Genomic DNA, 20,068 nt, shown 5'->3' on the forward strand with positions numbered 1-20,068 from the left:
AGCCGTTTATCCTAGGCATGTTGACTTGTTCGATACGATTGTGATGCAAAGCAAGTTAAGTTCACACTTCAACTTACTTTTCACCATATAAATTAAATTCATTCTTAGAAGGAGGAACTATCATGGCAATCGTGAATGTTTCTGATAACAGTTTCAAAGCAGAAGTTGAAGGGGAAGGTACAGTACTTGTAGACTTCTGGGCACCTTGGTGCGGACCTTGCAAAATGATTGCTCCTGTATTGGAAGAGCTGGATAAAGAAGTTGAAGCTTTGAAAATTGCGAAAGTCAACGTGGATGATAACCCAGAATCCGCTGCTCGTTTCGGCGTTATGAGTATCCCTACGTTAATCGTCTTCAAAGACGGTCAACCAGTTGATAAAGTGGTTGGTTTCCAATCCAAAGACGCGTTAAAAAATGTTGTTTCCCGTCATCAATAAGTTTAAACAATTAGAAACAATTGTTCGTGAGAAAAAGCTCTTTTTCTGCTATGCTGAGAAAGAGCTTTTTCTTATGCAACGATTTTTTCTGAAAGGAGATATTAGGTTATGACGGACTTTGAATATAAGGACCCCGCCATTCGCGAACAAAGCTTGGAAACAATCAAGCACAAGCTGTCGCTACTGCCTGATAAGCCAGGCTGTTATTTGATGAAGAACCATCAGGGCACGATTATTTATGTAGGTAAGGCTAAAGTGTTAAAAAATCGTGTGCGTTCCTATTTCACAGGAAGCCACAGCGCCAAAACACAGAAACTCGTCAGCGAAATTCGCGACTTTGAATATATCATCACCTCTTCGAACATGGAGGCTCTTATTCTCGAGTGTAATCTGATTAAACAGCATTTTCCGCGTTATAACGTGCTGCTTAAAGATGATAAGACGTTTCCTTATATCAAAATCACGCATGAAGCGCAGCCGCGTCTCGAAGTAACGCGGCGTGTGTACAAGGATAAGGGGAAGTATTTCGGCCCTTATCCGAATGCCTTCGCCGCCCAGCAGACGAAGAAGCTGCTGGATCGCTTGTATCCGCTGCGCAAGTGCAAGACCATGCCTGATAAAGTATGCCTATACTATCATATGGGGCAATGTCTAGCGCCTTGCGCGTTGGAGGTATCCGCCGAGACGAACGAGCGGATGGTGCAAGAGATTAGCCGTTTCCTCAGCGGCGGACACGAGGCGATTAAAGAAGACCTGACAGCCAAAATGCTGGCTGCAGCAGAGGAACTGAACTTCGAGCGCGCGAAGGAGCTGCGCGATCATATCATGAGCATCGACGCGCTCATGGAGAAGCAAAAGATCACGACGGCGGACGCGCTGGATCGGGATGTTTTCGGCTATGCCGTTGACAAGGGCTGGATGGCTGTGCACATCCAATACATGCGTCAAGGCAAGTTGATCGAGCGTCATGTGTCGCTATTCCCCTACTATGGGGATGAATATAATGACTTCATGACGTATGTGACCCAGGTGTATAGCGACAATCCTGCGCTGCCCAAAGAGATTTTCCTGCCGACGATGCCCGACCCTGACGCGCAAGCGGATGGCTCTGAGGACGTCGTAAGGCGGTCTGAGGGCGAAGAGAAAGAGATTCGTGAAGCACTGGAATCTTGGCTCAAGGTGAAAGTGCATATGCCGCAGCGCGGCTTGAAGAAGCAGATGGTCGATATGGCCAAGGATAATGCGCGCAATGCGCTGGACGAGAAATTCCGCTTAGTCGAACGGGATGAGAAAAGAACGACCAAGGCTGTCGAGAATCTCGGAGAATGGCTCGGTTTGGGCACGATTCGCCGCATCGAAGCGTTCGATAACTCGAACATTCAAGGGACGAATCCGGTTTCGGCGATGGTTGTGTTCGTGGACGGTAAGCCGGACCGGAAGGAATACCGCAAATACAAGGTGAAGACGGTCGTTGGACCTGATGATTATGAGACGATGAGAGAAGTCATTCGACGTCGTTATGAGCGGGTGCTGAAGGATAATCTAACGATGCCAGATCTAATCGTAGTCGACGGAGGTAAAGGCCAAATCTCGGCGGCTGTTGATGTGCTTGAGAATGAGCTGGGACTATACATTCCGATTTGCGGTCTTGTGAAGGATGCCAAGCACAAAACAGCGCAGCTGATGATTGGCGATCCAGCGGAGATTGTTCCGCTGCCGCGGGATAGCCAGGAGTTTTATTTGCTTCAACGGATCCAAGATGAAGTGCATCGATTCGCGATTACGTTCCATAGAGAAACACGCGCGAAATCGATGGTCGTTTCACAGCTGGATGCCATTCCAGGTATTGGCGAGAAGCGACGCAAGGCATTGCTGAAGCATTTCGGCTCTGTGCGTAAAATCAAAGAGGCCGAAGTCAGCGATTTCAAGCCTCTAGGTATTGGAGAAAAATTAGCGGGCGACATCATTAGAGCCCTGCAAGGCGAGGCGGCGGCTCCCCTAGAGTAGGGGGCTTTCGCCTTTTTTCATGCAGCCATGCTAGTCCTAGGCCGACGAGACCTGGCAATGCGATATAGAGCAAACCAGCGAGGATATCGCTGATATGACCTAAGGAGAAGAGAGATAGACCCATCAGTATGCTATCCATGCTCGCATGGACGAAGATGGCGGTAATGAAACCGTATTTGAGAAAAACGTAGCCTAAAATAATACCGATGACGGTGACCTCAACGAGCCTCGTGTACACGGGGTAAATCGGATACTGTGTATGGCTCGCTGCCCAGATGATGCTGGGGAGGAGCACGGCGATGAAGTTGGAGCGGAACAGCTTTTTAAACAGAATAATACCCAACAACCGAAAGGTCGCTTCTTCGGAGATTGCGGCAACCCACGCCATAAGCGGGAAGAGACGCGGTTCTACCATATTGAGTACAGAATCCGTCGGGTCATTGACTGACCACACATCAAAATTCACTTCACCCAGATAGAACAAGACCTGCTGTATCCCCAGAATGAATAATGCCAGTAAATATCCCCGTCCCATTCCATGATAGACGTCTTGCCCGAACAAGGCGTGATGCCACCTTGGCCATTTCCGTTCCCCCAATGTATGCCAGAGGCCAACCCCAGCAACTAAGCAAATGTAGAGCGATAGGCCAAGCAAAAGTGTCACAATGCTCATGAAAATAATAGAGGCCCATGTGATGAAATCACTGTTGGCATCACCGCCCATGGCGCGAAAAGCAGGATACATATTCACATTATTCGTGATATAGATGACCAGGAAGATCGTGGTGAGCAGCAAGCCACGGCTGAACCTCATATAGGTTCTATGAATAATGGCATAAATGATAGCAGCAAGTGTCATTAGTACGGTGAAGCCCATTGAAATCCATGTCATGAGCGAGGCAGAGTCATCCTGCTGCTTCAACCAGGCGAGGTGCGACGCGGGAAGTTTGAAGCTGACATGGAAGCCTGTTAGTACGTTTTGATCAAATTCCGTCTGGACTTGCAGCTTCGCTTGCCCAATCGGATTCGATTGCTTTTCATAGAGGCGCGTCATGGGCTGATCCGACGTCATATCGGTTGCACCAGCTTCAACGAAGATGAAATCCTCGGGGTCAAAGCCCATTTGGCGAAGCTCAGCTTTAGCTAACGTATCGGCCTTATTCTCGTGCATGGGTGCCGAGTCTGGTTGCCTATTTGACCGATTCTCATGCCAGCTTATGATCTTCGCATTCGAATAGTTAATTTCCACTTCAAATTGTCTGTTTGTATGTGGGTCTTTCACACTGACTTGATAATAATCGAGCGGCAACTTTTCTCCATACTGCTTCGTATAGGCTTCTAGCACATGTTCTTTTTGCAAATATCCGCTGCGTTCTTTCTTCGACTGATAGACGACATAGGTTTGCGGTGTGTTGAGCGCGTAACGATTTTGTATGAAGTTAGCCGCACTTTCTGCTGCCTGCTTCTTCGTGATCAATGGATTTTGTGCAGCTGGCGGTTCTTTGCTGCTTAGTCCATACAGCAATGTGACTCCTGCATAGAGAGCGAGACCAATGAGTGCAAGGAGAATGAGAATTCGATTAGGCTTTATCTTTTGCATAGTGTGTTCCTCTCCATGTACTGGTAAAGATTATGAAACAATTATATAATACCTATCAATTGCGTGTGTGTCGGAATTTCTACATGAGGACAGGGGAACTCTACCTGGTGAGAAAGTGAATATCCGGTTATTTTATCGCGTTCAGGAGGATTCATGAATAAAAAACTTAATATTTGGCAGCTTACGCCACCTCAAATTTTGGTGCTGGGCTTCGCCCTCATTATTTTGCTGGGAGCTGGACTACTGACATTGCCATTCGCATCAGCATCAGGTGAGTCGCTGCACTTCATTGATGCACTTTTCACTTCTGTGTCAGCAACCTGTGTAACAGGGCTTGTTGTGGTCGATACAGGCAGTTCTTTTACGACATTTGGTCAAATTGTGATCGTTTCCTTAATTCAAGTGGGCGGACTTGGTTTTATGACCATGGCTACACTCGTTGCGTTTGTTTTCCGTAAGAAGATTACTTTGAGAGAGCGTCTTGTTTTGCAAGAGGCCTTCAATCAAGGCAGCATGGAAGGTATCGTGCGATTGATCCGAAAAGTTATTATTTACTCTTTATCGATTGAAGCTGTTGCAGCTCTCATTTTTACAATTCGTTTTTCGTTTGATTTCGATTTTCCAAGAGCGCTTTATCTGGGGATATGGCATTCCATCTCCATGTTTAATAATGCGGGTTTTGATTTATTCGGTACCGTCGATGCCCCTTTCGTCTCGTTTACTGGGTATGTAGGCGACTTTGTCGTGAATGTTGTAGCGATGATGCTCATCATCCTTGGCGGGATTGGTTTCGTCGTTATCGCGGATCTCATTGATTTCCATAAAAAGAGGAAGCTTTCCCTCCATTCTAAGGTTGTCCTTAGCATGAGCGGATTATTGCTAATCGTCGGAGCCCTTGGTATTTTTATATTCGAATTTACCAATATCAGAACCTTAGGCTCCTTAGATTTTGGTTCCAAACTATTAGCATCCTTCTTTCAGTCCACCGCGGCAAGGACGGCAGGTCCAAATACGGTTGATCTCGGCGCGTTGCGTCAAGCCTCCCAGTTTCTCATCATCATTCTCATGTTCATCGGCGCTTCGCCTGGATCAACTGGCGGGGGAATTAAGACAACAACGTTTACCATCCTCATTAGTGCGATTGTCACAATGGTACGGGGCAAAGAAGACATTGTTATCTACCGCTATCGTCTCGCGAAGGACCGAATTCTTAAAGCGATTACGCTATCAATGATGGCCTTGTTCCTAGTTATCGTAGTTACGATGATTTTATCAACGACAGAGGATTCTTCTTTTATCAAAATATTATTTGAAGTCACTTCCGCCTTCGGTACGGTAGGCTTAACGTTGGGACTGACGCCTGATTTAACGATGCTTGGGAAAATTCTGATTTGTTTAACGATGTTCGCGGGGCGTTTAGGAACAATTACGCTTGCCTATGCCTTGCAGCCGAAGCAGGAAAAAGAGCTATTTAGATACCCAGAGGGGAAAATTACGATTGGATAGGGGTTCAGCTAGATGAAGAGGAATCAGTATGTTGTGGTTGGTTTAGGACGATTTGGGTCCAGTATTTCAAAAGAATTGATGAAACTCGGCCATGAAGTGTTAGGCATTGACTTAGATGAGGAAGTTGTGAATGACATGAGCGCATTTTTAACCCATGCGGTCGTAGCGGATGCAACGGATGAAGATGTGTTGAAATCGTTAGGCGTACGCAACTTCGATTGCGCGGTTATCGCGATTGGTGATGATATTCAATCCAGTATTTTAACAGCGATTGTGCTCAAAGAGTTGGGAGTTGGCCAAGTTGTTGCCAAAGCGTTATCCGAATTACATGGCAAAGTGCTAACGAAGCTTGGGGTAGATCGTGTCGTCTATCCAGAGCGTGATATGGGCATCCGTGTTGCTCACCAATTGGCAACGCCGAATTTATTGGACTATATTGAAATTTCTAAGGATTATACGATCGTCGAACTATCGGTACCTAAACGGTTATGCGGCTTTACAATTAAAGAGCTTGATCCGCGGGCAAAGTTTGGTTGCAGTGTCGTGGCGATTAATAAAGATTCAGGTATCATTATCGCACCTTCCGCGAATGATGTGGTCAATGAGAAAGATGTCATGGTTATCATCGGGACCAATGCCCAGATTGATGAGTTTGAAAGTGAAGTAATCGGCTGATACCTAGCGAATAACATGTCCTGCAACTAGAATTTGGAGACAAAGGTGGACACTGCATGTACAAGGTACTCATGATCGAAGATGATGCACTGATCGGTGATATGGTTTCTATGTATTTGAAGGAAGAGGGCTTTCGAGTCATTAGAGAGGAGAATGGCAAGGATGGCATTGCCGCACTTGCTGATTTCCAACCTGACCTCCTTTTGCTGGATTGGATGTTGCCAGATTTAGATGGGCTCACCATTTGCCGACAAGTTAGGGAAACGTCAAGCGTACCCATTATGATCATATCTATGAAAAATAAAGTCGTCGAGCGTGTCAATGCGTTAGGCGCTGGCGCGGATGACTTCTTATGCAAACCTTTCAGTATGCATGAGCTGATTGCGAGGGCGAACGCACTCATTCGTCGTTCGCAGATGCATGTTGTGAGTAAGCAAGATGCTAAGCTGCAGGCAGGAACAGGATCCGCCCATATGGGCATGGAGTCCTCAACTGCTGTCCTGGAAGAGGGGGGAGATCTCTCAGAGAAAATTACATTAGATTCGCATACAAGATCGATGCGTGTGCATGGTGTTATGATCGAGACGACCTATTCCGAATTTGAAATTATGAAATGCTTTCTTAACCACCCTGGGCGTGTTTACAGCCGCGAGGATTTGCTCCAAACGGTACGAGGATTCGATTCCTTCGTGACGGATCGAGCGATTGATGTACACATTGCGAATTTGCGTAAGAAAATAGAAGACAACCCCAAAGAGCCGAAGTGGATTCGGACCGTATGGGGTGTCGGGTATAAATTTGTGCGGATGTAGGTGACAATGGAATTCGTTGCGGTTTAGTTGTGCTTGGCAAAGTATTGGATCGCTTGGGTGACGAATTTCATGGTTTCTGCGTTTTCGGCGGAGTGGTCGGCGTAGATGATGGACGTTGTCCGCTTGGTTTCTTCCAATTCATGCAAGTCACGCAGCATGAGTTCATTATTCCGGATCAGGTCTTCACGTAAGTACGATTTGGGCAACAATGTAGCGGTTTTGCATGTAGAGACAAGCCTGATAATGGCCTCGAAGGAATCGATCTCCATTTGGACATTCGGAAAAATAGTGAATCGGTGGAATAGCTCATCCATCAAGATGCGGTACCAGGTGCCTTTGGAAAAAAGGATCATCGGAAGTTCATTCAGATCCTTCATGGTGATGGCCGCTCGATCAATATAGGGATGGCCAGAAGGCAGCACAAGACAAAGGTGATCATCAAACAAAGGTTCACAATGCAGATTGGTTGTAGTGATTTGAGAGGCTACAATGCCGATATCCACTTTGTTGTCTTTGACCATGGTGACCACTTCATGGGTTTTGCCAGTCAGCAGCTTGATCTCGGTCAGCGGGTAGTCTTGCAGATAATCCGTGATGAGATCGGGCAGCGTCGCTTGCAAAGTAGTCAACGATGCACCGATGGTTAGCGATGAGCGAGTACCAGCCGCTTTATAAATGTGGATCGCCTGCTTGAACTTTCGTTCCAGATGGCGCTTCTCAATCGCATGATCGTAGCAAATTTGCCCCGCCTTGGTTAATTCCAGCCTTTTCCCTTTGCGTGAAAAGAGCTCCACACCCAATTCCTCTTCCAGTTTCATAATTTTACGTGATAGCGCGGGCTGCGAAATGTTTAACAAATGGGATGCCTTATTGAGGCTCACTTGTTCGACGACGACAGCGAATACTTCAAGTAGCTCCATGCTAGAAACCTCCTCTACATATGCAAAATAGTTATAAGTAGATATAAAAAAACAGCACTTCCATTATAAGCGTGAAAGAGGTACGATGTACATGTCACAAATTATCTATATTTCGTGATCTTTCACGTATAATCATTGACTGAATTGGCACAATAGGCGTGGATGATTATGGGTTGACGCTCGTTTGCGGCGAGAGTACAATGGTATGTGGCTTGTTTTGTCTAAACTTGTCGGATAGTAGTGGTTTGAATTTTGTTGAGGGGGGAATTGGTTACATTATGAGTAATTCGTATTACTTTCGAAAGATCCACTCGCTATTAGGTGTCATTCCGGTGGGCTTCTTCCTTATTGAGCATTTGCTCACTAACTATGAAGCAACGAAAGGGCCTGAGGCTTTTCTGGATCAAATTAATTGGTTGAATGATTTACCACTAAGATTAATATTGGAAATTGTGGGAATCTATCTTCCGCTTCTTTATCATGCCGTCTATGGACTCTATGTTGCGTACCAATCACGTAATAATGTTTCAAGCTATGGGTACTTCCGCAATACGATGTTTATGTTGCAACGCGTGACAGGGGTATTAACCTTCTTGTTCATCGCGTGGCATCTATTTGAGACGCGTATTCAAGTTGCTTTAGGTAACGTGGCGCATGAAAATCTCGGCAATACGATGCATGATATCACGACGAATCCAGTCTTGTTTACGGTTTATCTCGTGGGGATTGTTTCAGCGACGTTCCATTTCTGCAACGGTTTGTGGTCATTCTTCGTGAGCTGGGGAATAACGATTGGACCGCGGTCGCAACGCTTTTCCACTTATATTACACTAGGCTTGTTTGTTCTAATGACGGTGATGTTTATCATGTCATTAACTGCATTTACAGATACACAATTTTCAGTTCCAGTAGAAGCGCATACGGGGCATTAAGGGAGGGTGAACAGAAGTGGCTAATTCAAAAATTATCGTCGTCGGCGGAGGACTTGCGGGACTCATGGCGACAATTAAAGCAGCAGAAGCTGGGGTACATGTGCAATTGTTCTCCTTGGTTCCTGTTAAACGTTCCCACTCCGTATGTGCGCAAGGCGGCATTAACGGTGCGGTGAATACGAAAGGTGAAGGTGACTCCACATGGGAGCACTTTGATGATACGGTATATGGTGGAGATTTCTTAGCAAATCAACCGCCAGTTAAAGCATTATGTGACGCTGCTCCAGGGATCATTCACTTGATGGACCGTATGGGCGTTATGTTCAACCGTACACCAGAAGGATTGCTTGATTTCCGTCGTTTTGGCGGTACGAAGTATCACCGTACAGCATTCGCTGGTGCTACGACGGGGCAGCAACTGCTATACGCATTGGATGAGCAAGTTCGTCGTTGGGAGACAGCAGGTCTCGTAACAAAATTCGAACATTGGGAATTCCTTGGTTCTGTTCTTGATGATGAAGGTGTTTGCCGTGGTGTCGCGGCGCAAGATTTGCGCAGCATGGAAATTCAAACGTTCCCAGCTGACGCTGTCATCTTGGCGACGGGTGGTCCTGGTATCATTTTCGGCAAAACAACGAACTCGGTCATTAACACAGGTACTGCTGCAAGTGCGGTTTACCAGCAAGGTGTTAAATATGCGAACGGCGAGATGATTCAAATTCATCCTACGGCGATTCCTGGTGACGATAAGCTGCGCTTGATGTCCGAATCTGCTCGCGGTGAAGGCGGACGGATCTGGACGTACAAAGATGGTAAGCCTTGGTATTTCTTAGAAGAAAAATATCCAGCGTACGGAAACTTGGTTCCTCGTGACATTGCAACACGTGAGATTTTCTCCGTATGTATTGATCAGAAGATGGGCATCAACGGCGAGAACATGGTTTACTTGGATCTTTCCCATAAAGACCCGAAAGAGCTTGATATTAAGCTTGGCGGTATTATGGAAATTTACGAGAAATTCATGGGCGACGATCCCCGTAAAATTCCAATGAAGATTTTCCCTGCGGTTCACTATTCCATGGGCGGCATGTGGGTTGACTATAACATGATGACGAACATCCCTGGATTGTTCGCAGCAGGTGAGTGTGAGTATCAACATCACGGTGCAAACCGATTGGGCGCGAACTCCCTTGTATCCGCGATTTATGACGGGATGGTTTCTGGTCCGAAAGCGGTTGAGTATATTCGCGGCTTAGAGAAGCATGCGGATGATGTTTCCTCCATCGTGTTCGACCGTGAGAAGAAACGTCATACGGATCGTTATGAGAGCTTGCTCAAAATGAACAGCGGTACGGAAAATGCATACGTGCTTCACAAAGAACTTGGCGATATGATGAATGCGAACATGACAGTTGTTCGTTACAACGATCGTTTGAATGATACAATTGGCAAGATCAAAGATTTGAAAGAGCGTTACAACAACATCAACATTACAGATACGGCGCGTTGGAACAACCAAGGGGTTGCGTTCACTCGTCAACTGTGGAATATGTTCGAGCTTGCTGAAGCGATGACGGTTGGCGCTTTGATGCGTGATGAGAGCCGCGGGGCACACTACAAACCTGAATTCCCAGAGCGTGATGATGATAATTTCATGAAAACGACAATCGCTGACTGGACGCCGGATGGTCCTAAAATTTCCTACGAGGACATCGACGTATCGTTGATTAAGCCGCGTAAACGCGACTACTCCACGGATAAGAAAAAAGGAGGTGCTTAATCATGGCTGAGACACAAACTGCGCAGAAAACCGTGAAGTTTATTGTGACTCGTCAAGAGAGTCCAGATTCCAAACCGTACACGGAAGAGTTTGAGATTCCTTACCGTCCGAACATGAACGTGATCAGCGGTTTGATGGAAGTTCAACGTAATCCGAAAAACGCCAAAGGCGACAAAACGACGCCAGTTTGTTGGGAATCCAACTGTCTGGAAGAAGTGTGCGGCGCCTGCTCGATGGTGATCAACGGTAAGCCGCGTCAAGCTTGTTCAGCCTTGATTGACAAGCTGGAGCAGCCAGTACGCGTGGCGCCAATGAACACGTTCCCTGTTATGCGTGACCTTGTTATTGACCGTGGACGCATGTTCAATGCGTTGAAAAAGGTTAAAGCGTGGGTTCCAATCGACGGAACATACGATCTTGGTCCTGGACCGCGTATGGCGGAGTCGAAGCGTCAATGGGCATACGAGTTGTCCAAATGTATGACATGCGGCGTTTGTATGGAAGCTTGTCCGAACGTGAACGATAAGAACTCGTTCATTGGACCTTTTGCGATCTCCCAAGTTCGTCTCTTCAACGCTCACCCAACAGGTGAGATGAACAAAGACGAGCGTTTGGATACGCTGATGACAGATGGCGGTATCGAAGGTTGCGGTAACTCGCAAAACTGCGTACGCTCCTGTCCGAAAGGTATTCCACTTACGACGTCGATCGCAGCGATGAACGCGGATACGACGAAGCACCTGTTCAAGAAATGGCTTGGCGTGTAAGCCAATTTATGAAGTCCGATACCCCTGGTGGGGGTGTCGGGCTTTTGTGGTTTTTGAGAATGATAAGGGAACCTGAGTTAATCGATTTTATCGATTAATTCAGTAGCCGCGATCGCTCTAGGGGGGACGACAAAAAGACCCCAGTCCATGACTCGGGTCTTCATTCACACCATGTGAGGTTAATGCGCAGCGGGGATGGCTGTTTGTGCGGATGCATCATGATGATCTATAGGGGAAATCAGTGGAGGGTGCTGGGTATAAAAGCTCGATGAAGCCGCTGCTGCATAATGCAGGGAATCTACCGGCGCAGGAAGCGGGGCTACTGTGGATGGCATGGACTTATTATCTAACATGCGAATGTGGAAATGAATCGAATACATCGCTGCACCTCCATTTTGACTACTTATATGTTATATAATATTACGTAAATGGCGATTTTGACAACAATAAAATTATTTATGTCATATATATTGACACCAATGATCGATCTAGGTATGATATAGACAAATGAAAGACAGCGTTGGGCAATTACATAGCAAACTTGTTTTCTAGGGTTCCGCAATCGTCACATTGGCGCTTGGTCTGGTCCAAGAGAGGACACACGATGAGCTTCATCGTGCACACGGAGGGATAAAAGCCCGGGAGGATATCAGGATATGATATCATTCCGGGCTTTTCCTCATTCCATTTTAAACAGAGAGGGAGTTCGGAGAATGAGACAAAGGACAATATTTCTGATGTTGGCGCTATTATTGATGTTTACGGTTGTGAGCGGGTGCACGAGTAAAGAGGCAAGCACGAAATCAGGCGGAAGCAATGAGCCGATCAAGTTGGCGCTTAGTCCATGGCCGGGTTGGTTCGTTTGGTATCTGGTGAAGGAGAAAGGTTTTTTCGAGAAAAATGGGGTGAATGTCGATCTGGTCTGGTTCCCGGTCTACAGTGACTCCCTATCGGCACTTGCCTCAGGTAAAGTGGATGCTAACAGCCAAACATTGAGCGATACGCTTGCTCCGGCAAGTAAAGGAATCAAGCTCAAAGCTGTTCTCGTGAACGATAACTCCAACGGCGGCGACGGTGTTGTGGTGAAGCCGAGCATTAACTCCCTGAATGAATTGAAAGGCAAGAAAGTGGCGACAGAGCTTGGCACAGTCGATCATTTGCTCATGCTGACCGCGCTTGAAAAAGCAGGGTTAGCCGAAAAAGATGTTTCATATACGAACATGACGGTGAATGATGCAGGCCCTGCCTTTATCTCGGGGAACCTGGACGCAGCGGTGCTATGGGAGCCATTCCTGAGCAAAGCGATTCAAGAGGGCAAAGGTAAACTGCTTTTCTCCTCTAAAGACACACCTGGCTTGATTCCGGATCTTCTCGTGTTCAAGGAAGACATTACGAAGAATCGTCCTGATGATGTGAAAAAAATCATTAACGCATGGTTTGATGCTTTGGACTACTGGAAGGCCAATCCAGAGGAGTCTCTGAAAATTATGGCCAAAGCCGCGGAGACGCCAATCGACGAGTACAAAGCGGGCGTGGATAGCGTGAAAATTTTCCAAATCGAAGATAATATCAAAGCTTTTCAAAAAGGTGACGGATACGAATCCCTCGAGTTTACGTCCAAGAAAACAGCTGAATTCTTAAAAGGCTTAGATATGCTGTCGACGATACCGAAGGCGGAAACGTTCTTGGATGGCCATTTTGTAGAGGAAGTCATGAAAGAACGGAAGAAATAGGCGAATCAGGAGGGCTTGCACATGGAGACGCAGGTGGTTAAAAGAAGACGCAAATCCACGCTATTCGCCATTCGGGGTGAGATCAGCGGCAAATCCTATACATCAGGAGTCGTGCTTGTAGTTGTTTTCATTTTGCTGGGATGGAGTCTGATGAGTTACGGTGAATTCGTTAATCGGACGTTCCTGCCAACACCGGATCAGGTGCTCCGGCAGTTTGGGATTCAATTGCAGAACCCCGTGTTCTGGCACAATGTGTGGATTAGTATTTTCCGAGTCGGCGGCGGCTTCTTGCTTGCGTGTTTAATCGGGATTCCGTTGGGGATTTTGGCTGGTACGTACCGTTTCGCAGAGGCGATATTGGTGCCACCTACGGAATTCATTCGCTATATGCCTGCGACGGCGTTCATCCCGCTGATCATGGTATGGGCAGGCATTGGCGAGTGGGCGAAAGTGTTGGTTATTTTCTTGGGTTGTTTTTTCCAGTTGATGCTGATGGTCGCCGATAATACGCGCGCCGTATCCAACGATTTGCTTCAAACCTCCTACACGCTGGGAGCTAAAAGGTGGCAAGTCGTTGAGAAAGTGCTGATTCCCGCGCTGCTGCCTGACTTAATGAATACATTGCGCCTCATCATCGGATGGGCGTGGACGTATCTTGTGGTAGCGGAGCTCGTTGCTGCAAGCAGCGGACTTGGTTTTTCCATTATGAAGGCGCAGCGGTTTCTGAATACGGATCAGATTTTTGTAGGCATCATTGCGATTGGTTTGCTCGGTCTGCTGACGGATCGCACATTTGCGTATTGTCATAAGCGGTTTTTCCCTTGGTTGGAAGGAGGACGTTAAGCGATGGAAGCATTGAAAATAGACGATAACAACGTACCTTCTTCTGAGAAAAAGAGTGGTGTTCGTAAAATTGAAGCGGTCGAAGTCTCCAAAGTATATCAGACGAAAAAATCGCAGTTCACCGCGCTGGATCGCGTATCCTTTCACGTGAATGCTCATGAATTCGTGAGCTTCGTGGGTCCATCTGGCTGCGGCAAGTCTTCCTTGCTGCGCATCGTCGCAGGGTTAGAACCGCTGACATCGGGCGATCTGACGATTTCGGGGCATGAGATCGATGGTCCTGGCGCGGATCGAGGCATGGTGTTCCAGAGCTATACGTTGTTCCCCTGGTTGACGGTGAGGGAGAATATCGAGTTCGGGCTAACGCTGAAGGGTGTTCCACTGTTCGAAAAGAGAGCCATTGCCGATCATTTTATGGAGCTGGTCGGTCTGCACAAATTCGCTAAGTCGCTCCCAAAGGAGCTGTCTGGCGGGATGAAGCAGCGGGTTGCCATCGCGAGGGCGCTGGCGAACAACCCGGAGGTTCTGCTGATGGATGAGCCGTTCGGTGCGCTCGATCCGCAAACGAAGAATGCGATGCAGGAGCTGCTGCTCCGCATTTGGGAGAAGGAGAAGACGACGGTCGTCTTCATCACGCATGATATCGAAGAGGCGATTTTTCTCTCGCAGCGGGTGTATGTCATGCAGGCGCATCCCGGCACGATTCGCAGTGAAATTGTCATTCCGCGCGGCTTGCGTTATGTGGAGGATGCCAAGGATTCGGAAGCTTTCGTTAAGCTGAAGAAGCAGATTATTTCGTTAATCGGGCACCACGAGGAGTGACGTGCGAGAACCTTTAAGACCACGGTGGCGTGGTATTGGAGGTTTTTTGTTTTTTGTCACAGGGTAGTAAAAGGCACTCATTTGACGAGCTAGAGTGTTCTGGCTACAATGAATTAAAGCGTTTAAGAGTGAGGGCATAGGATGAAAAAAAGTAAACAAGCTACCATCGTTGATGTGGCATCTGAAGCCGGTGTTTCGATTGCGACGGTATCGAATGTCATTAACCGCAGAAAGGTTCCGATGTCACCGGAGACCGTCCGCAAAGTAGAAGAAGCCATTGCCAGGCTAGGATATCGCCGAAATGTGATGGCCACGAACCTGAGTCGGCGGCGCTCGAACGAATTAGGGCTTGTACTCCCGCACTTCGGCGGGTATTATGGGCGATTTGCTGAGAAGCTGGAACGAAAATTTCATCGTTATGGCTATCATTTATCTGTTTTTTCAGCGGCGGACATGGATCCTGAAGTGGAAATGCGGCACATCGAGCACTTATTGCAGCGGCGTGTCGATGGTTTGGTGTCGCACGGGTTGGCGATTAGCATGCACTCCACACAGCAATTGGTGGGAGAAGGAACGCCGCTCGTGATTTTTAACGGTTGGGGCTGGCCGAGTGACATTACGAAGCTGGCAGTGAATTTGGACTTTGCGAAGGCGTCAAGCGAAGCGGTCCGATATTTCTTGGCGCACGGCTGTCGCGCTGTTTTCTATGCGGGTCGGCGCAAAGGGATGGGCGCTAACGATCAGCGGATCGAAGGTTTTCTTGCAGGACTCGATGGCGAGACGAGGGCGGATGTGCATGCGCTTTTGGACGCTGGAGATCTAGGTGTTGCAGGGGTGTTAGAAGAAGCGTTACGTTTAAGCGGAGATATTCGCCCAATCGGCATCTACACCTTCAATGATTCACTGGCGTTGGAGCTGATCGCGGAATGCCATGAGCGGGGGATTCGCGTGCCTGACGAGGTGCAGTTGATCGGAATGGATAATGAGCATTTCGCGAAGGCTAGCTACCCGTCTATCACGAGCTTTGAGATGCCTGTTGATCTGCAAGCGAGCTTGGTCACAGGATTTCTGATGCGGCAAATGGGTGAGGAGCTGGATGAGATGAGTGCGGAACTGCTTGATTCGTACTTAAATCAGATGCAGGGGCATGAGCTGCTTATTGACATGGAGATGGTCGTGCGGAATTCAACGCAGAATGGCTAAAAACCGTAAGTCACTTCGGATGAAGTGATTTACGGTTTTTTGTTGGGGAGTCAATCTATGCGGCTTTGTTGTTTCCTGAGAAAATCCTTCCCATACTCGCCGTGCGGATTGATTTCCGCGTGCTCAATCTGAATGGTGGCATGCTCGATGCCGTATTTGCTCTTCAGCGTCTCATTAATCGCAAGAATGACGCAGAACGGTTGGATGTTGGGGCTTATGAACACGTGCGCGGTCAGCGAATAATGATCCGTCGACACCGCCCAGAGGTGCATTTCGTGCACATCCTCTACGCCTTGAACATTCGCGATGACGGCGCGGATTTCGTCCAGATTGTACTTGTCGGGGACAGATTCCATCAGGATCAGGAACGATTCTTTAATGATTTTGCTGCCACCTGTAAAAATAATGCCCCCAATCACCATCGATATAAGCGGATCGAACCAGAGAAGACCCGAGTAATAAATGACAATCGAGGACATGATAACCCCAAACGAGCTGAGCAAGTCGCCGAAAAAATGCCAGAGCGCGCTCTGCACATTGAGATTGTTTTCCTCTTTGACGCTCTGATGGAGGACCAATGTGAGCACGAGGTTGACGATGAACCCGATCGAGGCAATGCCGAGCATCAATGCAAGCTGTATCGGCTGCGGGTGAATGATGCGCTGAATGCCTTCGATGAAGATGCCCAGTGCGATGATACAGAGCGCGAGGCCGTTTAGGAACGAGGCGACAATCTCGAATCGCAGAAACCCGAACGTGAAGCGGGCGTTGGGCGGCCGCGTAGCGAGTTTGATGGCGATCATGCTAAGGCCGAGCGCGAACACATCCGAAATCATATGCGCAGAGTCGGATAGCAAGGCCAGGGAATTCGAGAGCACGCCGCCGACAATTTCAACAAGGGTAAAAAATAACGTTAACATAAGGGTCACCCAGAGGGTTTTCCTGGATTTGCTTTGTTCTTTCGCATGGTGGAGATGGTGGTAGTCATACTCGATGCTCATGAGGCACCTCCTCCTTATTTATAATAATTCTAATTAAGATATTTATAGTATATGCGAATACCTTGTGGGGTGCAACTGGATTTTGGGAGGAATTTGCGGGTGTTGGAGTTAGGATGAGGGAATGTCAGGATCAAGGCATCGCTCAGCGAAGTAAAGCGCTTTCTAATTTGTAACATAAATGAAATATTCCTGTTATGGTTCCATAATGTATTGCGGGTAATATAATAAACAAGACCCCCTTTTTAATATAAACTTTTAGAACTCAGCCCCGTTGGCTGGGTTCCTTTTTTTTGTCTGCAACAATCCATCCATCGCCAACGTTAGGGATTATATCAATGGCGGGAGGCGGCAACATGAAGAAGAAATACATAGCATTGCTAATTTTTATGGCGATTTTTGCTGTAGCGGTAAATCAAGATTGGCAAAAAGGTCATCAACATGAATTCGAACAAGACCAAACTCAAGCACAAACTCCTGTGCCATCCAACCTAAGGTTGACTATGGCTGACGTACAGGCCGCTTTTGTGCAGGCAGGCTCTCCGCTAGAGGCGTGGCCACATGAGATGACCTTTTACACGTTAAATGGTATTGCTCCAACTTTTTATCAATCGGCTGGTGGGCGGTTTGCGATCTATGTGTTCATGTCGGATGAGGATCGGGTCAAGGGGCGTGAAGATTTTGATGAGCAGACAGCGACCGCCAAGGTTGCGCTTTCGCATATCTATGAGATTCGGAATGTGTTGATTTTTGAGTTGAAACAGGTGGAGCGGGTAGCGTTCATGCAGAAGGTAAAGGATTCGCTGAATGGGTCCAACATGCTGGCGGTGCTTACGATTGAAAATGTGAAAGCTGCCTTACAACAGCAAGGTGTTGTACTGGATTCAGCGGATTTTTACTACGATTGGTTCAAACTAGGTTTGAAGAAGGAATTCAGTTTCAACCTAAATGCGAAGGAGCAGCTTTACGTTTATATTTTTGACTCAGCAACTGATGTTGATAGAGGGTTGGAGCAAATTAACAATCAGAATGCGATGTATGATATTGCGCACATGCCTATGTCCTATAGGGTAAGTAATATGTTAATGATTTATATGCGTTATAAGCCTATGGCTGGGATTGAAGAGAAGATTCAAAGTGCTGTTGACGCTCTAGAGAATTTCAACAATGGGGCAATTCTAACCAAAGAACAAGCAATAAGAATTGCCCTAGACTATGCGGGTACAACAAACCATTTTAAATGGATTGCAACTGAACCAGTGCGAGGAGAGGGATATTGGGAGGTCATATTAGGGAGTGATCAAAATCTCGATGGGCAGCACCATCCGCCAGAAAAGATGTGGATGAAAGTCAAGGTTCCATCGGGGAAGGTGTATGATGTTAGGCAGAGTGAATAGTTGAAGAGGAACGTCGATGCGCTATGTATTCTATTCGACCCGTTTTCGTCATTTTTAGCCTGGGAGTGGCAAAATAAAGCACTGACGTTCCGTTCGCTATCTATTTTTTGCTCTCCTGGGCGGAATAGTGGATCTACGTTCCGTCTCCGAAAGAAAGAAGGGGTGTTCTTTTCAGAACACCCTCTCTGCAAGGCTGATCGGATGGAGCGCATGGCTCTCATCCACATGCACAAAGGCGTCGTACTGCCGCGCCATCACCGAGGGAACATAGTTCCCTCGCTCGTAGGCTGGGCGGTACACGACTCCGATGGCACGGTGCCCCAGCACCTCGTGCCCGAAGACCGGATCCTCCTTGCGCAGCAGGAGGATCTGATCGTGCGCGCCTGCGCGATGCATGAGCTCCTCCCAGCTGCCCGGCTGGGCAGGGGGCACTTGCATCGTCGCCACAGGCGCGCCCCACGATGTCGCGGCAATGACGGTGCCGCGGTAAGTGCCGAAGCCGATGGCGCACACATCGGCTTCGCCGTGCGCTTCGCGCACGAGCTGGCCGACGTTGACCATGCCGTCGGCCTTCATATCTGTTGCACGCGCATCGCCAATGTGCGTGTTGTGCTCCCAGACGATCACTTTGGCGTCTGGGCCGTGGTAGTCCACGAGGCGGCGCAGCGCCTCGACCATGTGCCGGTCGCGCACGTTCCATGACTCCGCGTCGTGCCTGACCATCGTGGTGTAGTAATCCTCCGCGTTGACGGCAGCAAGTGCATTCAGTTCCGCACTCAGTGCGGCTTCGCTGTCTTCATCGTATCGTACGCGCTTCGTGTGGAGCGCCTTCAATAGCTTCACGACATCGTCTTTACAGCTTTCCCCATAGAAAGCGGCGGAAACACCGTAATTTTGCCCCTCCTTCTCAAAGCGGTCAAAGCACTCAAACGCCTTGTGAGCTATCGCTAGCTGTTCGGGCGTGCCATTCTCCTGTAAATACCGTTCGATTTCCTCTAAAGACTCCCATAGACTATAGACGTCTAACCCATAAAAGCCAACGCGCTGCTCGAGCGGCTTCGTTTCATTGTGCTTTTTCAGCCAATCGACAAGTTCCAATACCTCTTCATTTGCCCACATCCACGACGGCCAGCGCTCAAATGCGTTCAATGCTTTACGAGCGTTCGGCTTCCCATCCGCATACTGCTTCACATAGCGATTCACTTCATAACAGGCAGGCCAATCACCCTCCACCGCAATGAAGGAAAATCCCTTCGTTTCAATCAATTTACGGCTCAGCTCCATGCGCAGTTTATAAAATTCGGAAGTGCCATGCGAAGCCTCGCCTAGTAATACGTACTTCTTGTCGCCAATCGCTTCGATTAACACGTCCAAATCGTCTATACTTTTCAAAGGCAGGGCCTGTTTCTTGATATGTTCCACAATAAGTTCGTCCATGTTCATTGGGATTAACTCCATTTCCTAAGATTGTCAAATGTAGTATGTACTAAAGAACGCAGAAAAAAGCACTCTTATCCCATTAGATGGCTTTATCCCATTTTTAAGTTAATGAAAGCTGAATGAGGGCTGTTTGAAAGCTTAATTGTGCTGTCGCATTATGCTGGACGATTCCCCATGTTTTCAAGACGGAATCCCA

Annotated in this window: 18 protein-coding genes and 1 riboswitch; of the genes, 13 read left to right on the top strand and 5 right to left on the bottom strand. The window is 47.7% G+C overall.

The window, feature by feature from the left end:
• The first annotated feature begins 122 nt into the window (after nt 1–122).
• Both trxA and uvrC read left to right on the top strand, forming a co-directional pair.
• The gene (gene trxA / locus MJB10_RS06010; protein ID WP_188177210.1) at nt 123–437 is read left to right on the top strand and encodes a thioredoxin; all 315 of its coding nucleotides are present in this window, start codon (nt 123–125) and stop codon (nt 435–437) included.
• Between the two features lie 108 nt (nt 438–545).
• On the top strand, nt 546–2,444 hold the full coding sequence (gene uvrC / locus MJB10_RS06015) for an excinuclease ABC subunit UvrC (protein ID WP_314802582.1): 1,899 nt from the start codon (nt 546–548) through the stop codon (nt 2,442–2,444).
• Here the strand turns inward: uvrC and MJB10_RS06020 are convergent.
• Nucleotides 2,404–4,044, bottom strand: coding sequence for a CPBP family intramembrane glutamic endopeptidase (locus MJB10_RS06020; protein ID WP_314802584.1), 1,641 nt, complete (start codon nt 4,042–4,044; stop codon nt 2,404–2,406). The two genes, uvrC and MJB10_RS06020, sit on opposite strands and share 41 nt — an antisense overlap.
• A 153-nt stretch (nt 4,045–4,197) precedes the next feature.
• Between MJB10_RS06020 and MJB10_RS06025 the strand changes: the two genes are divergently transcribed.
• Genes MJB10_RS06025 through MJB10_RS06035 form a run of 3 tightly spaced genes read left to right on the top strand, consistent with a single transcriptional unit; the run spans nt 4,198 to nt 7,037 of the window.
• Entirely contained in the window at nt 4,198–5,550 is a 1,353-nt protein-coding gene (locus MJB10_RS06025; protein WP_314802586.1) for a TrkH family potassium uptake protein, read from the top strand.
• A gap of 12 nt (nt 5,551–5,562) precedes the next feature.
• Nucleotides 5,563–6,225, top strand: coding sequence for a potassium channel family protein (locus tag MJB10_RS06030; RefSeq protein ID WP_314802587.1), 663 nt, complete (start codon nt 5,563–5,565; stop codon nt 6,223–6,225).
• A gap of 56 nt (nt 6,226–6,281) precedes the next feature.
• Complete coding sequence (locus MJB10_RS06035; protein WP_314802589.1) at nt 6,282–7,037, top strand: response regulator transcription factor; 756 nt, start codon at nt 6,282–6,284, stop codon at nt 7,035–7,037.
• 23 nt (nt 7,038–7,060) lie between these two features.
• On the opposite strand, the gene MJB10_RS06040 is transcribed toward MJB10_RS06035, so the two are convergent.
• A complete protein-coding gene (locus tag MJB10_RS06040) occupies nt 7,061–7,957 on the bottom strand; it encodes a LysR family transcriptional regulator (RefSeq protein ID WP_314802591.1) in 897 nt (298 codons plus the stop codon).
• A gap of 275 nt (nt 7,958–8,232) precedes the next feature.
• Between MJB10_RS06040 and MJB10_RS06045 the strand changes: the two genes are divergently transcribed.
• Genes MJB10_RS06045 through sdhB form a run of 3 tightly spaced genes read left to right on the top strand, consistent with a single transcriptional unit; the run spans nt 8,233 to nt 11,436 of the window.
• On the top strand, nt 8,233–8,889 hold the full coding sequence (locus tag MJB10_RS06045) for a succinate dehydrogenase cytochrome b558 subunit (protein ID WP_314805499.1): 657 nt from the start codon (nt 8,233–8,235) through the stop codon (nt 8,887–8,889).
• Between the two features lie 16 nt (nt 8,890–8,905).
• A complete protein-coding gene (sdhA, locus tag MJB10_RS06050) occupies nt 8,906–10,669 on the top strand; it encodes a succinate dehydrogenase flavoprotein subunit (protein ID WP_314802594.1) in 1,764 nt (587 codons plus the stop codon).
• A gap of 2 nt (nt 10,670–10,671) precedes the next feature.
• Nucleotides 10,672–11,436: a succinate dehydrogenase iron-sulfur subunit gene (gene sdhB / locus MJB10_RS06055; RefSeq protein ID WP_314802595.1), complete on the top strand. Its 765-nt coding sequence runs from the start codon at nt 10,672–10,674 to the stop codon at nt 11,434–11,436.
• Between the two features lie 179 nt (nt 11,437–11,615).
• On the opposite strand, the gene MJB10_RS06060 is transcribed toward sdhB, so the two are convergent.
• Nucleotides 11,616–11,816, bottom strand: a complete 201-nt coding sequence (locus MJB10_RS06060) for a hypothetical protein (RefSeq protein ID WP_314802597.1) — start codon at nt 11,814–11,816, stop codon at nt 11,616–11,618.
• Between the two features lie 157 nt (nt 11,817–11,973).
• A riboswitch (guanidine-I (ykkC/yxkD leader) is annotated at nt 11,974–12,083 on the top strand.
• A 66-nt stretch (nt 12,084–12,149) separates the two neighbouring features.
• On the opposite strand from MJB10_RS06060, the gene MJB10_RS06065 reads away from it, so the two are divergent.
• The 4 genes from MJB10_RS06065 (at nt 12,150) to MJB10_RS06080 (ending at nt 16,037) form a co-directional block, all read left to right on the top strand.
• A complete protein-coding gene (locus MJB10_RS06065) occupies nt 12,150–13,169 on the top strand; it encodes an ABC transporter substrate-binding protein (protein ID WP_314802599.1) in 1,020 nt (339 codons plus the stop codon).
• Between the two features lie 21 nt (nt 13,170–13,190).
• Nucleotides 13,191–14,012 (top strand): ABC transporter permease, encoded by an 822-nt coding sequence (locus tag MJB10_RS06070; RefSeq protein ID WP_314802601.1) that lies wholly within the window; start codon nt 13,191–13,193, stop codon nt 14,010–14,012.
• Nucleotides 14,013–14,015: 3 nt separating this feature from the next.
• Nucleotides 14,016–14,834 (top strand): ABC transporter ATP-binding protein, encoded by an 819-nt coding sequence (locus MJB10_RS06075; protein ID WP_314802603.1) that lies wholly within the window; start codon nt 14,016–14,018, stop codon nt 14,832–14,834.
• A 141-nt stretch (nt 14,835–14,975) separates the two neighbouring features.
• Entirely contained in the window at nt 14,976–16,037 is a 1,062-nt protein-coding gene (locus MJB10_RS06080) for a LacI family DNA-binding transcriptional regulator (protein WP_314802604.1), read from the top strand.
• 50 nt (nt 16,038–16,087) lie between these two features.
• Here MJB10_RS06080 and MJB10_RS06085 read toward each other — a convergent pair whose 3' ends face one another.
• Nucleotides 16,088–17,038 (bottom strand): cation diffusion facilitator family transporter, encoded by a 951-nt coding sequence (locus tag MJB10_RS06085; protein WP_314802606.1) that lies wholly within the window; start codon nt 17,036–17,038, stop codon nt 16,088–16,090.
• 353 nt (nt 17,039–17,391) lie between these two features.
• Between MJB10_RS06085 and MJB10_RS06090 the strand changes: the two genes are divergently transcribed.
• Complete coding sequence (locus tag MJB10_RS06090) at nt 17,392–18,432, top strand: hypothetical protein (protein WP_314802609.1); 1,041 nt, start codon at nt 17,392–17,394, stop codon at nt 18,430–18,432.
• Between the two features lie 171 nt (nt 18,433–18,603).
• Here MJB10_RS06090 and MJB10_RS06095 read toward each other — a convergent pair whose 3' ends face one another.
• A complete protein-coding gene (locus MJB10_RS06095) occupies nt 18,604–19,869 on the bottom strand; it encodes an erythromycin esterase family protein (RefSeq protein WP_449591709.1) in 1,266 nt (421 codons plus the stop codon).
• Nucleotides 19,870–20,068 lie beyond the last annotated feature (199 nt).

The sequence above is a fragment of the Paenibacillus sp. MBLB1832 genome (genome assembly GCF_032271945.1).
GTDB classification, from domain to species: Bacteria; Bacillota; Bacilli; order Paenibacillales; family NBRC-103111; genus Paenibacillus_E; species Paenibacillus_E roseopurpureus.

What these genes read in the sequence shown, in the direction of transcription:
- MJB10_RS06090 (WP_314802609.1), top strand. Translation starts at nt 17,392, where the DNA reads ATGAAGAAGAAATACATAGCATTGCTAATTTTTATGGCGATTTTTGCT.
- sdhB (WP_314802595.1), top strand. Translation starts at nt 10,672, where the DNA reads ATGGCTGAGACACAAACTGCGCAGAAAACCGTGAAGTTTATTGTGACT.
- MJB10_RS06060 (WP_314802597.1), bottom strand. Translation starts at nt 11,816, where the DNA reads ATGTATTCGATTCATTTCCACATTCGCATGTTAGATAATAAGTCCATG.
- MJB10_RS06040 (WP_314802591.1), bottom strand. Translation starts at nt 7,957, where the DNA reads ATGGAGCTACTTGAAGTATTCGCTGTCGTCGTCGAACAAGTGAGCCTC.
- MJB10_RS06075 (WP_314802603.1), top strand. Translation starts at nt 14,016, where the DNA reads ATGGAAGCATTGAAAATAGACGATAACAACGTACCTTCTTCTGAGAAA.
- MJB10_RS06070 (WP_314802601.1), top strand. Translation starts at nt 13,191, where the DNA reads ATGGAGACGCAGGTGGTTAAAAGAAGACGCAAATCCACGCTATTCGCC.
- MJB10_RS06025 (WP_314802586.1), top strand. Translation starts at nt 4,198, where the DNA reads ATGAATAAAAAACTTAATATTTGGCAGCTTACGCCACCTCAAATTTTG.
- MJB10_RS06035 (WP_314802589.1), top strand. Translation starts at nt 6,282, where the DNA reads ATGTACAAGGTACTCATGATCGAAGATGATGCACTGATCGGTGATATG.
- MJB10_RS06020 (WP_314802584.1), bottom strand. Translation starts at nt 4,044, where the DNA reads ATGCAAAAGATAAAGCCTAATCGAATTCTCATTCTCCTTGCACTCATT.
- trxA (WP_188177210.1), top strand. Translation starts at nt 123, where the DNA reads ATGGCAATCGTGAATGTTTCTGATAACAGTTTCAAAGCAGAAGTTGAA.
- MJB10_RS06085 (WP_314802606.1), bottom strand. Translation starts at nt 17,038, where the DNA reads ATGAGCATCGAGTATGACTACCACCATCTCCACCATGCGAAAGAACAA.
- MJB10_RS06080 (WP_314802604.1), top strand. Translation starts at nt 14,976, where the DNA reads ATGAAAAAAAGTAAACAAGCTACCATCGTTGATGTGGCATCTGAAGCC.
- MJB10_RS06030 (WP_314802587.1), top strand. Translation starts at nt 5,563, where the DNA reads ATGAAGAGGAATCAGTATGTTGTGGTTGGTTTAGGACGATTTGGGTCC.
- uvrC (WP_314802582.1), top strand. Translation starts at nt 546, where the DNA reads ATGACGGACTTTGAATATAAGGACCCCGCCATTCGCGAACAAAGCTTG.
- MJB10_RS06065 (WP_314802599.1), top strand. Translation starts at nt 12,150, where the DNA reads ATGAGACAAAGGACAATATTTCTGATGTTGGCGCTATTATTGATGTTT.
- MJB10_RS06095 (WP_449591709.1), bottom strand. Translation starts at nt 19,869, where the DNA reads ATGGACGAACTTATTGTGGAACATATCAAGAAACAGGCCCTGCCTTTG.